Raw genomic sequence first — 12,893 nt, forward strand, 5'->3', positions numbered from 1 at the left:
CTCGATGGCGCTGGTGAAGCGTTCTCGCTCCCGGCGGATGTAGCTCCCCATGGAGTAGCTCTGCATGAACGCCTCGACGAACTCCACGGGGTCTTCTCCGAAGATCTCGCGGATCGGGGTTCCGTCCCCCGCGCTCCGCTCGAACAGATCGGCGAGGTCCTCGAACATCGACGCCGCGTCGGCGCCGTCCCCCGGCCCGAAGTGCATCAGGTACCGCTCCAGCGCTTCGACCGCCGTGCGGTAGTTCACGGGAAGCTGCTTGATGCGCGCCTTGTACTGCCGGTAGCGCTTCTTCTCCTCCAGCGATCCGGTGACGATCTCCAGGTACTGCAGGTAGCGGCTCTTCGGCTCGTTTGATCCTGTAGTCATGTCTACTTGCCTCCCTTGCGGAGCTGCTCGAGCCGGTCGGCCAGGAAGCTCCAGGTCCGCCAGAACTCTTCGAGGTACTCCCGTCCCTGGTCGTTGAGGGAGTACACCTTGCGCGGCGGTCCCTTCTCCGACGGGAGCTTCTCCACGTCGACCAGGCCGCGCCGCTCGAACCTGACCAGCAGCGCGTAGATGGTGCCCTCGGCGATGTCGGAGAAGCCCTGATCCCGCAGCCACGCCGTGATCTCGTAGCCGTATGCGGGCCGGCCGGACAGGATCGCCAGGACGATGCCCTCCAGCGTTCCTTTGAGCATCTCCGTCACGAGCTTGCCCATGGGACGCCTCCCCTTTCAGCTACTTGGTGATGCTGACTACCAGTACAAAGTAACACCGACTACTAGTACTTAGCAACACCGAATAGCTGAGCTCGTGAGCGAGTCCGTCATCCCTCAGGCCAAGACGAGCTCCGTCGGCCCACTGGAGAGTTCGATCGTCGCGGACGAGGCGAGAGCGCCCGCGACCATGAATGCGCAATCACTGAACGATTCATGGCATCCACCATCACCGAAAGCGCTGATACCGGGCCGTTGCCGTGCTGACGCGGCCGCCGACACGACACCGCAGCAGGCCTGCTCACCGCCGGGACATCCGCCGGCCTGACACACCTCCCAGGGGGCGGTTCGGCGTCCACCTCCCCGACGTCTTCGCGGATCGGGGTCCCGTGCGCCCCGCTCCGGCAAGCACGGCCTCGGGAGGATGTTCATGCACCCCCTCGAGGTCCGTCCAACGGAACGGCGCCTACTCGCAGAAGACGCGCAAGTGGCCATCGGGCTGCTCGAGCTCCACGATCGCCCCTCCGGCGCGAACCAAGGTCCGACTTCAGCAGCTACCCGGCCCTACTGCCCTACTGCACAACCCAGCGCCCGCCGGTGCCTTGGGTCGACGACGGGTGTTACTTCCCGGCCGTGCCGGGTTCCCCGCTGATGGACTCCTGATAGATGTCCGCGTAGGTGCGCGAGTCCTTGATCAGGTCGTCGCAGAAGGCAGCGACGTCGTTGCCGATGAGTTCCAGGACTCCCTTGCCGGCCGCAACGCCCTCCTCGAAGAAATCGACGATCCCTGAGAGCAGGGACCCGTCAGTCAGTCCGACCGGCCCGACCTTGAAGAAGTACCTCTGAATCTCCTTGTAGACGATCTGGTAGTCCCGCGGGAGCGCCTTGACCCGCGCCATGTGCGCCCGCCACTGCTTCTTGCCCTCGATGATGTCCTGGATGCCCACGTCAGCCTCCTAGCCGGCCCAATTTCCTTGCGACGTTCCTGTTCAACTGCTCGCGCCACCGGTCGCGATGACTCCGAGCCCCTTCTCCGCCGGCCAGCGCCGCGCAGAAGCCCGCGATGTCGTCACCCAGCACCTCGTGAATGCTCTGCCCATCGGCCGCTGTCTCTTCGAGCAGCCCCAGAGCACCGTCGAGAATCGGCATCAGGTTTCGGCCTGTGAAGTCCCCGTAGGGAAAAAGATGACCTATGATCTCTCCCCACGCCGCCCGGTAGTCGGCCGGCAATGTCTCGGCCCGAGCTTCGAACGCCTTCCAGTCCCTGGTGAGATCGCTGCCTGTCATGGTCTCCCAGAAGTTCATCTCCCGCCCTCCTTGAGCTTGTCGATCCGTGATGTGACGTACTGCCATTTCGCCCAGAACGTCGCGAGTTCTTCGCGCCCCGCGTCGTTGAGCGCGTAGAACTTACGCGGCGGGCCCAGCCCGGACGGTCGCTTCGTCACCTGGACGAGCCCGTTCTTCTCCAGCCGCAGCAGGATGGTGTAAACCGTCCCCTCGACGACGTCGGCGAAGCCGAGTTCGTTCAGCCGACGCGTGATGGCGTACCCGTAGGTCTCCTCGCTGCCGATGATTTCCAGCACGCAGCCCTCAAGCGTGCCCTTCAGCATCTCCGTCAGGTCGTCCATCGTGGGTCCTCTTCGATCTCCTGGTACTTTGTAGCACCGAGTACCACTATAAGGTACCACAGAGTAGCGAACCAATGCCTAGCAAGCGGCGAGCACAGACCACGGAAGCGACTCGAACGCCTCCAGCCGCGCCGGCGTCGACGACGACGGCCTGGACCTCGACCTGGACGGCGCGGCGGCCGCGGCCCGCCGACGATCCGACCTGGTCCAGCTGTGGGAGGCGCGCACGCCGCCGGCCGATCTCGGTGAATCCGAGCCCCTCGGCCAGCCCCGCAGCGATGTGCTGACGGTCCTCGTTGACCACCAACAGCCTCCCGCCCGAGCAGCTAGCCGCCCGCGAAGCCTGGGCCCGCAACGCCGCCCACTTGGGGTACGGCCTGGCGCAGCACGGCGGCTGGGGCTTCGGCATGGCGGTGCGCACCTACCGCGGCGACTACGCGCCCATCGGTCAGTTCGGCTGGGACGGCGGAGGGCTGGGCGGCGACCTGGTCCTGTCGGCAGGGATCTGCGCGGTCTCGGCCATCATGGCCGGAAGGGCCGAGATCCGGATCATCGTGGTGGGGCTGCTGGTCATGGCGTACGCGGCAGGCATCAGGGATCTCACTGCCGCCCTGACGCTGAGCGTCACGACCTCGGCTCTGACGGTGGCCTTCCTTCCTGGACGTCGAACGGATCGCCTTGGCGCCTTCGGTCCTGGCCGTGCTGGTGACCGCCGCCGTCGCCGGAACGGTTTGTGGCGGGCTGCATGTTCACCGATGACATGCGCGGAGGATCGCGAACCGCTTCGAGGCCTGGGCCGACGGCGTCACCGGCGCCTTGTCCGAATGACCGGTGCGCGAGATCCTCGGGACGGTTCACCGCATCGGTACCGGCTCCGCTGAAGCTATCCGGCGTCGGGTCTGGCGATACCGAGAACGTGCTCGAAGTGGCGGAAGGCGAACCGGTCCACGCTTTCGATGACGTATCCCGCCTTCTCCATGGCCGCCAGGATGTCACGACCGGGATGGCAACCACCGTAAGTCCGCGACCAGATTGGGGTGACCAGGCGCTCGGCCAGCGTCACCACCGGATTGCCGGAGCACTGGTGCTCATAGAACCTTAACTCGCCCCCGGGCGCCAGGACGCGCCGTACTTCCCGCAGCGTCTCCTCCACCGGCACAGCACAGCACAGCACAGCACAGCACAGCACAGCACAGCACAGCACAGCACAGCACAGCACCAGCGAGCAAACCACCGCCTCGCACGAGCCATCAGCGACCGGCAGCCTCCGCAGGCCCCCATCGATGATCTGCACCGGAGTCGCGATGCGCGTGGCGATACCTCTCGCAGCCGCCTGCAGGAACGGATCCCGCTCCACCAGGACGATCTCTTCCACGCTGGCCGGGTAGCAGCTGAGCTTCACCCCATCGCCCGCCCCGATCTCCAGAACCCGGCCACCCAGCCCGGCAAGGAGCTGCTGTCGCTGCGGGGTCGGTGCGTACTCCTTCCCGCGGCCGTTGCGCACCCGTCGCGGATGGTGGAATTGCTCCATACCGCCGGTGAAGAATCGTTCAGTATCCCGGGGGCCGACGCGATCGCCGGTTTTGGCTGCCATTTCTCCTCCTGAAACCACACTCCCACTATCGGGCCATGCGGCTCCAGGCGGCACCATTTCTACGCAATTTTGACGGGTTCGGCAACAATTCCTACGCGACCCCTACGCCATTCATCGAACACTCAGCAGTCCAGCGAGCACCCTCCCCATATCCTGCTGCGGCAGCACGACCCGGTGAGCGCCGACGCGTTCCAGAATCTTGCCATGGCGGTAAGTCTCCGCCCTGCCCCAGATCTCCTCGACGCCGAGTTCGGTGAGCAAGGAGACGATGAGGGCGCTCGCCGCCACATCGTGCCCCAAGGCCACCACCGCGCGCCTGACCTCGGCAACCCCGAGCTGCCGCAACGCATCCATGTCGGTCGCATCCGCCACCGCGACGCGATCCAGGTGGCCTGCCAAGGAATCTACAGCTTCAGGATCGCAATCGATTCCCAGGACCTGCTCACCACCTTCAGCAAGACTCAGCGCAAGCGAGCTGCCGAATCGCCCCAGCCCCAGTACCGCCACACAATTCTCGTACACCAAAAGACGATCACTCTCTCCAGTAAATCGAACACAGAACCATTGACAGCATGACGCATCCGCGATTGGCAGAACCGTCAAGAACGCATCAGGACACATGGTTTTTGCCGCTACTATCCGCCGAGCCGCGGCGAACGCCCCCCGCCCCGGCGGGTCTTCTCAGCATGCCCGCGCCTCGGCTTCGTTCACTCACCACGACCTCCAGCCAGCAGCGGCACTATGCGGGAAGCTTCGTGGTGCCCGCAGTGCTGGTTCGGGACCCGCCAGGCAACGGGGTATCACCACTCATAGCCTGGCTTTGTGAAACGTATCGGCGGAGGCGACCACCCCTATGGTCAGGAGCGTGAGCGACCGATGACCCCCACACGCGGCCGGCTACGAGTCTACCTGGGCGCCGCACCCGGAGTAGGCAAGACGTACGCGATGCTCGGCGAGGGCCGCCGCGGGCTGGAGCGGGGCCGGGACGTGGTCGTCGGTCTGGTCGAGACCTACGGCCGCCCCCGCACCGCCGCCCTGCTGGAGGGCATGGAGATCATTGCCCGCAAGACCATCGACTACCGCGGAGCCACCTTCACCGAACTCGACGTGGACGCCGTCCTGGCCCGCAAGCCGAGGATCGTGCTCATTGACGAGTTGGCCCACAGCAACGCGCCTGGTTCGAAGAACGCCAAGCGCTGGCAGGACATCGACGAGATCCTCGAGGCCGGCATCACCGTGATCTCCACCGTGAACATCCAGCACCTGGAGTCGGTCAACGACGTCGTGGAGCAGATCACCGGCGTGCCCCAGCGGGAGACCGTACCCGACGAGGTCGTCCGGCGAGCCGACCAGATCGAGCTGGTCGACATGTCCCCCGAGGCGCTGCGCCGCCGCATGGCCCACGGCAACGTCTACCCACCGGAGAAGATCGACGCCGCCCTGGCCAACTACTTCCGCGTCGGCAACCTCACCGCCCTGCGCGAGCTGGCCCTGCGGCGAGGCCGCACTCCCGTCACTGCTGGCCCGCCTGCGCGAGACCTACGGGCTCACCTCCGTCACTCTCCTCGAACGCACCGGCACGCCCAGCCCCGACGACCAGTCCGAGCCCGCCGCCTGGCGCATCGTGGCCACCGCCGGCGGCCCGCCCTGCACCTGCCCCGGCGCCGCCGACACCGACACCGACACCGACACCGACGTGACGATCGACGAACGCCTCACGCTCGCCGCCCGCGGCCACCTCCTGGACGCCGCCGACCGGCGAGTGCTGGAGGCGTTCGCCGCCGAGGCCGCCGTCGCGCTGCGCCAGGAACGCCTGCGCGAGCAGGCCGAGCGCGCCAAACCGCTGGCCGAGGCCGACAAGATGCGCACCGCGTTACTCGCCGCCGTCAGCCACGACCTGCGAACCCCGCTCGCCTCCGCCAAGGCCGCCGTGGAAAGCCTGTGCAACACCGACATCGACTGGTCGCCCGAAGACCGCGACGAGCTGCTGGCCACCGCCGACGAATCGCTGATCAAGCTGATCCGCCTGGTGGAGAACCTGCTCGACATGAGCCGCCTCCAAGCCGGCGTGCTCGGCGTAACGCTCCAGCCCGTCGCCTTGGAAGAAGTTGTCCCCCACGCCATCGACGATCTCGGACCGCTCCGCCGGCGCATCGACGCCGACATCAGCGTCGAACTCCCCGAGATCATGACGGACAGTGCCCTGCTCGAACGCATCCTGGCCAACCTCATGTCCAACGCCATCCGCTACAGCCCGCCCCAGGAGAAGATCCTCATCACCGCGAGCTGGCATGGAGAGTACGTGGAGATCCGCGTCATCGACCGCGGCCCCGGCATCCCCCGCGAGGCCCACGATCGTGTCTTCCAGCCCTTCCAACGGCTCGGCGACCGCGACACCCACACCGGGGTCGGCCTCGGCCTGGCACTGTCACGTGGGCTGGCCGAAGCCATGGGCGGCAGCCTCACGCCCGACGAAACACCCGGGGGAGGACTCACCATGATCCTCACGATGCCGATCGCCTCACTCACGCACGCCGCACCGGCAAGGGAGCACGCCTGACGAAGGTCCCCAAGGCCATCAGTGGTTCGAGCGGTTCCGGCTCGATCTCGTGTCCGGCTTGTAGAGGAGGTGCCGGAAAAGAACGCGCGAGACGTCACGCCCTGAGGGTGCAGCCGTCGTCATCGGCCGTGCTCTGGCCGACGCAGTCTTCGCCGCCAATGAACTTGAGGCCTTGCGCGGACGTCACGCTGGTCTCGCGGTAGTCGATACGGGTGTCCTGGCCGTAGTCGATGAGCAGGACGCCCAGGTTGGCGGTCGGCTTGTCCAGCTCGACCTTCAGGCTCACCGACGGCGTTCCGGACAGCCGCATCGCGTTCTTCAACGCCACCGTCCGCCGATGCACACCGTACCTTCGGACCAGCGCCCGGGCCGACATGCCTTCCAGCCGGTGTCCCAACGGATGGCCGCGAACAGTTCGGCCTTGCCCTTGTTGGCCATCAGTGCCCCTTCGCCATGCGGAGTACCCTGATCGTCTCACCAGCCGGACACCCGTGGTACCAGAACTCATCGACACCGCTTTTCGACTCAGAGGGATGGAGCCTCACCTGACCAACGTCTGGTACCAGTCCCCACTTACATAGCCAGCATGCGGCCGACGGCTACCACGGCTCGACTGAAGTGCTGCTCCGCAGGCTCTCGTACCGCTCTCCGGGTCAACTTGCGATAGCACTCTGAAAGCAGTTCGCCGAGGGGATAAACGGCGGCCGCACCGAAATGGTCGTCGACGCGGCCCTCGGACGCCACCGGGCGTACGAGTACGGCTCCGGGGCGCTTGGGTGCCGAGGAGTAGCGATGGACGCGCGGATCGGGCACAGGCGGACCACAGTCCCGACATGCGGGGAATGCGACATTCCTGGGGGCGCTCTTGGAGTCGCTGATCCGAAGTTCTAGCCTTAGGCGGTCCAAACTTGTGGCGCGGGAGCCGTGTCGGACGTGATGGGGAGTCGGAAATGAGCGGCACCGGCGGATTGGCCGTCCCGGAGGTAGTAGACAGCCCGAGGCGCCCAGTGCCGCCGGCGAGCGGGCTGGCGCGGTGGCTGCTGCGGCATCAGGTCCATCCGGTCGGCCCCGAGACGGAGGAAGGGCACGCCAAGCCGCAGGCGTGGTGGAAGGTCATGTGCCTGACCGGCGTCGACTACTTCTCCACGCTGGCCTACCTGCCGGGCATCGCCGCGCTGGCGGCCGGCGCGCTGTCGCCGCTGGCCACGCTGCTCATCGTGGCGCTGACGCTGCTGGGCATGCTGCCGATGTACCGCAGGGTGGCCAAGGAGAGCCCGCACGGCCAGGGGTCGGTGGCGATGCTGGAGCGGCTGCTGCCGTTCTGGCAGGGGAAGCTGTTCGTCCTGGTGTTGCTGGGGTTCGTGGCCACGTCGTGGATCATCACGATCACGCTGTCGGCGGCGGACGCCTCCGTGCACGTCGTGGAGAATCCGTTCTTCCCGAGCTTCCTGCATGGCCACGAGGTCGCGCTGACGGTGGTACTGCTGCTGGTGCTGGGCGGAGTGTTCCTGATCGGCTTCACCGAAGCCGTCGGCGTGGCGATCCCACTGGTGGTCCTCTTCCTGTCGTTGAACGCCGTCGTCGTCGCTGTCGGCTTGGCGCAGGTTCTCGCGACGCCGGAGCTGATACCGACCTGGACAGATGCCCTGGTCGAGGGGCGGGGAGGGTTCGGCGGCGTCATCGGCCCGGCGATCCTCGCCTTCCCGCTGCTGGTGCTGGGATTGTCCGGATTCGAGACCGGGGTCAGCATGATGCCGCTGGTGGCGGCCCAGGGCAAGGATGCTGCGCAGCGCCTGGCCTCGCGCATCGCCAACACGCGCAAGCTGCTGACCGCGGCCGCGCTCATCATGAGCGTCTATCTGATCGCCACAAGCTTCGTCACCACCGTCCTCATCCCCGCGGACCAGTTCCAGCCCGGCGGCCAGGCCAACGGACGGGCCATGGCGTACCTGGCACACGAGTACCTGGGCGACGCCTTCGGCACCATCTACGACATCAGCACGATCCTCATCCTCTGGTTCGCCGGTGCCTCGGCGATGGCCGGGCTGATCAACATCGTGCCGCGCTATCTGCCCGGGTACGGCATGGCACCGGAGTGGGGCCGCGCGGTACGCCCTGTCGTGCTGGTCTACACGCTCATCTGCGTGGCCTTGACCATCGTCTTCAACGCCGACGTGGACGCCCAGGCGGGCGCCTACGCCACGGGCATCCTGGCCATGATGGTCTCGGGAGCGGTCGCGGTGACGATCTCCGCCATCCGCAAGCGGCAGCGGGCCGCCATCGCCGGATTCACCGTGCTCACGCTAGTGCTGCTGTACGCGCTGGTTGAAAACATCCGGGAAAAGCCTGACGGCATCACCATCTCCTTCTTCTTCATCCTGGGCATCATCGCCATCTCCCTGATCTCCCGCATCTCCCGCACCACGGAGCTGCGCGCCGATCACATCGAGTTCGATGCCGCCGCACGGCGGTTCATCACTGACTCCATCGCGTTCGACGGCGCGCTGAATCTCATCGCCAACCGCCGCCAGAGCGGCGATCCCGCCGAATACGCGGCCAAGGAGGCCGAGCAGCGCGGCATGAACCCGGTCCCCGGGTCTGCCGACGTGCTGTTCCTGGAAATCGACGTCATCGACCCGTCGGAGTTCAGCAACGTGCTCCAGGTCCGCGGCATCGAGGTCGGCGGCCACAAGATCCTGCGCGCTGGCAGCCCAGCCGCGCCCAACGCCATCGCCGCCATCCTGCTGTCGCTGCGCGATGCCACCGGCCTGCGACCCCACTGCTACTTCGAGTGGTCCGAGGGCAGCCCGTTGACCCACCTGTTGCGCTACCTGCTGCTCGGCCGCGGTGACACGCCGCCTGTGGTCCGCGAGATCATCCGCAAGGCCGAGCCCGACCCCACCCGTCGGCCCGGCATCCACGTCGGCGGCTGACGCCCAGCACCACCGGCTCCGACTTCTCCCAGCTAACCAGCCGGTGACATCCACTCAGACGGACAACTGACAACCCACAAACACCGTCAGAGCCATCCTTGCGAAAACCATTGGTGCCCGGCTTGCTCCGCTGATGGACTGACATCCTACCGTGAGTCTGCCGCGTGACGGAGGTAGTGGTTGTGACAGGCTATGACGTGCTTGCCGAGGTGTACGAATGGCTCATCTCGGATGCAAAGTTGCCTCCAGCCGAGTTCGCTGCGTCGTTCGACGACGTCCTCAATCTCCTGCCGTCGAACGCTCACGTCCTCGACTGTTCGTGCGGAACCGGACAGTTGGCGGTTGGCCTCGCCGGTCGTGGCATGCAGGTTGTCGCAACTGACGCCAGCGAGGCGATGGTTCGTCGGACTGCAGAGTTGTCTGAGGAGTTCGGGGCATCCGTCCGGGCCGTACGGGCGAACTGGGAAGAGTTGCCCGACCATTTCCAGGACAACACGTTCGACATGGTGTTCTGCGTTGGCAACTCGCTTCACCATGCCGCGGGCGCGACAGGCAGGGGTGCTGCTCTGGAGTCGATGTCACGGCTTCTGCGCCCCGGCGGGCGCTTGGTACTCACATCCCGCACTTGGGAACTCGTGAGGGCCAGAGGTTCCCGGCTGGAGATCAGTGACCGACTCGTCCGCCGGAACGGTCGCGATGCCGTCGTGGTCTACCGCTGGGAGATTGCGCCGCATTGGGAGGAGGAGCACCACATCGAGATTGCGATCGCGCAAGTTGATGCGACCGGGTTGGTTCTTGTCCGCTCGGAACTGCTGTCCTGCTGGCCCTACCGGTACGAGGAACTCGAAGTCGAGCTGCACCGGGTCGGACTCCAAACGGAACTGAGCACGTTCGATCTTGAGGCCGAGAACTACATGGTGGTCGCGAGCAAGGTATAAACACCGGACTCTCAGTCCCTGGCCGGACCGCGCGGTTGCTCGCAGGACGCTTGCGCCCTCTCATCGGTGCGGGTTCAAGTGGTCAACGCAACGCCTCGGACGAGGAGTGCTCGTCGATCAGACGGCGGTAGATCCGGGGTGACGGTGTGGCGCTGTTTCCTGGTCGCGTCCAGATCAATGAGCAGGATCTCGTCGATCAGCAGCGTGAACGGATCCAGCTTCGACGGCCGCGCCGAAGCGGTTTGAGGGGCCTCGGAGATTCCGGACAGCGTCTGGTGGTCTGACCTACGCTGCGGACCGCCGGGTCAGGTACTGGTCTTCGACTTCTTGCGGAGTCTGATATCCGAGTCCCGAATGCAGACGCTTGCGATTATAGAACCCTTCGATGTAACGGACAACCTGACGGCGGGCCTTATCTCGCGTACTGAACGTGAACCGGCTGAGCCATTCGTTCTTCAGAACGGAGAAGAACGACTCGGCCATCGCATTAGTGTGTCCTGAAGATGACTGGAGGATTTCGATGTAGAAGACGAAGCTTCCAGCCGCCGTGCTGTTGTGGAGATGAAGGTAGGTCCTTCGACATCGGCATGCAGGTGCAGATGTCAAACCGCCACGAGTTGCTGCGGTGAATGAGTCGTGGTGGTGAGCGTCGTGGAAAAGCCATACATGATATGGCAGGTGTGGGCCGAGAAGGCGAACGTGAGTGAACCACTGATGACGTGTCGTTAGGCTAAATGACATCGAAACCAGGGCCTTAATGCTGTCCTGGGATAAGCCAGACGGGTGCCTGTCTATTGGTCTGGCGGTGTCCGGCATGAAGGTGGCGCGAGCTCGGTCCGGGCTTCACAACGGAACAGGAGAACTCCTCGGTGTGAAACAGAGATCCGCTGGTTGAGGCGGATGGCGAGAGGGAGAGCCGCAAGTGGCGAAAACCGTGAGCGGTGGAGTACCGGTCGCACGCCAGGAGGGCGGAACGGCCCCGTAGTAGTGGTGATGTTCCTGTAATGGGGACGGAGCGAAGGGGGTGTGTTGTTGGGTGTCGGTCGTCGATCAACCAGAAGTGGGAGGAATCTGATGAGCGACACAAGATCAACAGGCAAGCCGTTCGATATCCCTAAGACTCTGGTATGGAACGCATATCAGAAGGTCAAGGCCAACAAGGGAGCAGCCGGTGTGGACGGGCAGTCGCTGGCAGAGTTCGAGCAGGACGAGAAGAACAACCTGTACAAACTCTGGAATCGACTCTCGTCGGGAAGCCACTTTCCTCCGCCTGTCAGGGCGGTGGAAATACCGAAACGCGGCGGAGGCGTAAGGACTCTTGGAGTGCCTTGCGTCGCCGACAGGATCGCCCAAACTGCGGTTGCGATGGTCCTGAGTCCTGGAGCGGAGACCGTCTTCCACCAGGACTCCTACGGCTATCGCCCGGGGCGATCTGCGCTGGAGGCGGTAGAGTCGTGCAAGCAACGATCTTGGCGATACCCATGGGTAATCGATCTTGATATCCAGGGCTTCTTCGACAACGTGCCGCACGACCCGATTCTCGCTGCGGTCAGCAGGCATACCGATTTGCCATGGGTCCTGCTCTATGTGAAGCGGTGGCTGATCGCCCCGATTCAGCAGCCTGATGGCACGCTCAGTCAGCGAGATAAGGGAACCCCTCAGGGTTCCGCGATCTCGCCGCTGTTGTCGAACCTGTTCATGCACTACGCTTTCGATTCCTGGTTGGATCGAGAGTGTCCGTCGGTCAGGTTCGAGCGGTACTGTGACGATGCCGTGGTGCACTGCGCCAGTGAGAAACAGGCGATATTCGTCCGTGACTCCATCAAACGCAGGCTGCGGCAGTTCGGCCTGAACCTGCATCCGGACAAGACGCAAATCGTGTACTGCAAACAAGAGGGCCGAGATCAGGATTACCCGATCACGGAGTTCACCTTCCTTGGGTTCACGTTCCGTCGCAGACCCGCTCGACTGCGGGACGGGAGACTGAAGTCGGGTTTCCTTCCCGCAGTCAGCAAGCAGGCCATGAAGTCTATGGCCGAGGTCATCCGGGCCTGGCAGTTGGGTCGATGGACCGCGCTGAGCTTCAAGGAAATCGCTACAATGATCAACCCCGTCGTGGCGGGATGGATCAACTACTACGGGCGCTTCTACAAGTCCAGGTTGATCCGTTTCTTGGAGCAGCAGATCAACCCATTTCTGGTGAAGTGGGCCAGAAGGAAATTTAAACGGTTCCGGCGGTCTTCTCGTAAGATCCGCCAGAAGCTCGCCGAGATCGCCTCGGTCTATCCTGGCATGTTCGCCCACTGGCGGCATGGAGCATTGCCTACTGGTTCAACAATGGGAGCCGTGTAACGGGAGACTGTTAAGCACGGTTCCGAGAGCGGCGGCGGGTGAGATTCCCGCCGCCGACTCACCTCCCAGCACACCCCGGTCCGGCCCACAGACTGCCGCATACCCATCCGCTTCAGCTTCTCACCAAAAACTCCCGACGTGTAGTTCGACCCACGATCGGAATGGAAAATCGCCTCATCAGCGATGCGAA

Annotated in this window: 13 protein-coding genes and 1 pseudogene; 5 read left to right on the forward strand and 9 right to left on the reverse strand. The window is 64.7% G+C overall.

Going from position 1 to position 12,893, the window contains the following annotated elements; genetic code table 11:
- The 5 genes from EJK15_RS61835 to EJK15_RS61855 all read right to left on the reverse strand — a co-directional run.
- The coding region (locus EJK15_RS61835) for a DUF1048 domain-containing protein (protein WP_138719669.1) at positions 1 to 369 on the reverse strand (369 nt) is incomplete at its 3' end.
- 2 nt (positions 370 to 371) lie between these two features.
- Positions 372 to 701, reverse strand: coding sequence for a PadR family transcriptional regulator (locus EJK15_RS61840; RefSeq protein WP_138719670.1), 330 nt, complete (start codon positions 699 to 701; stop codon positions 372 to 374).
- A 617-nt stretch (positions 702 to 1,318) separates the two neighbouring features.
- Positions 1,319 to 1,645 (reverse strand): DUF1048 domain-containing protein, encoded by a 327-nt coding sequence (locus EJK15_RS61845; protein ID WP_138719671.1) that lies wholly within the window; start codon positions 1,643 to 1,645, stop codon positions 1,319 to 1,321.
- 1 nt (position 1,646) lies between these two features.
- The gene (locus EJK15_RS61850; protein WP_138719672.1) at positions 1,647 to 2,003 is read right to left on the reverse strand and encodes a DUF1048 domain-containing protein; all 357 of its coding nucleotides are present in this window, start codon (positions 2,001 to 2,003) and stop codon (positions 1,647 to 1,649) included.
- Positions 2,000 to 2,326, reverse strand: coding sequence for a PadR family transcriptional regulator (locus EJK15_RS61855; RefSeq protein ID WP_138719673.1), 327 nt, complete (start codon positions 2,324 to 2,326; stop codon positions 2,000 to 2,002). Before EJK15_RS61855 ends, EJK15_RS61850 begins: the two co-directional genes overlap by 4 nt.
- A gap of 296 nt (positions 2,327 to 2,622) precedes the next feature.
- Here EJK15_RS61855 and EJK15_RS75715 point away from each other — a divergent pair, with 296 nt between their 5' ends.
- Positions 2,623 to 3,207, forward strand: a complete 585-nt coding sequence (locus EJK15_RS75715) for a hypothetical protein (protein ID WP_240777967.1) — start codon at positions 2,623 to 2,625, stop codon at positions 3,205 to 3,207.
- 2 nt (positions 3,208 to 3,209) lie between these two features.
- Here EJK15_RS75715 and EJK15_RS61870 read toward each other — a convergent pair whose 3' ends face one another.
- Together EJK15_RS61870 and EJK15_RS61875 are read right to left on the reverse strand one after the other, a co-directional pair.
- Positions 3,210 to 3,920 carry a class I SAM-dependent methyltransferase gene (locus tag EJK15_RS61870; RefSeq protein ID WP_138719674.1) on the reverse strand — a complete coding sequence of 237 codons (711 nt, stop codon included), beginning with the start codon at positions 3,918 to 3,920 and terminating at the stop codon, positions 3,210 to 3,212.
- Positions 3,921 to 4,031: 111 nt separating this feature from the next.
- Positions 4,032 to 4,427 (reverse strand): potassium channel family protein, encoded by a 396-nt coding sequence (locus EJK15_RS61875; protein ID WP_171075274.1) that lies wholly within the window; start codon positions 4,425 to 4,427, stop codon positions 4,032 to 4,034.
- Positions 4,428 to 4,796: 369 nt separating this feature from the next.
- Here EJK15_RS61875 and EJK15_RS61880 point away from each other — a divergent pair.
- Positions 4,797 to 6,480: pseudogene (locus tag EJK15_RS61880) on the forward strand (ATP-binding protein).
- Between the two features lie 94 nt (positions 6,481 to 6,574).
- Here EJK15_RS61880 and EJK15_RS73760 read toward each other — a convergent pair.
- Positions 6,575 to 6,823 (reverse strand): CocE/NonD family hydrolase C-terminal non-catalytic domain-containing protein, encoded by a 249-nt coding sequence (locus EJK15_RS73760; protein WP_206061998.1) that lies wholly within the window; start codon positions 6,821 to 6,823, stop codon positions 6,575 to 6,577.
- A 607-nt stretch (positions 6,824 to 7,430) separates the two neighbouring features.
- Between EJK15_RS73760 and EJK15_RS61890 the strand changes: the two genes are divergently transcribed.
- Both EJK15_RS61890 and EJK15_RS61895 read left to right on the forward strand, forming a co-directional pair.
- Positions 7,431 to 9,413, forward strand: coding sequence for an APC family permease (locus tag EJK15_RS61890; RefSeq protein WP_138719677.1), 1,983 nt, complete (start codon positions 7,431 to 7,433; stop codon positions 9,411 to 9,413).
- 164 nt (positions 9,414 to 9,577) lie between these two features.
- A complete protein-coding gene (locus EJK15_RS61895) occupies positions 9,578 to 10,351 on the forward strand; it encodes a class I SAM-dependent methyltransferase (protein ID WP_206062001.1) in 774 nt (257 codons plus the stop codon).
- 285 nt (positions 10,352 to 10,636) lie between these two features.
- Here EJK15_RS61895 and EJK15_RS76895 read toward each other — a convergent pair whose 3' ends face one another.
- Positions 10,637 to 11,167, reverse strand: coding sequence for an integrase core domain-containing protein (locus EJK15_RS76895; RefSeq protein ID WP_138719678.1), 531 nt, complete (start codon positions 11,165 to 11,167; stop codon positions 10,637 to 10,639).
- Positions 11,168 to 11,425: 258 nt separating this feature from the next.
- Between EJK15_RS76895 and ltrA the strand changes: the two genes are divergently transcribed.
- The gene (gene ltrA / locus EJK15_RS61905; protein ID WP_138719679.1) at positions 11,426 to 12,703 is read left to right on the forward strand and encodes a group II intron reverse transcriptase/maturase; all 1,278 of its coding nucleotides are present in this window, start codon (positions 11,426 to 11,428) and stop codon (positions 12,701 to 12,703) included.
- Positions 12,704 to 12,893: the final 190 nt, after the last annotated feature.

This window comes from Nonomuraea basaltis, from assembly GCF_005893125.1.
GTDB classification, from domain to species: domain Bacteria; phylum Actinomycetota; class Actinomycetes; order Streptosporangiales; family Streptosporangiaceae; genus Nonomuraea; species Nonomuraea basaltis.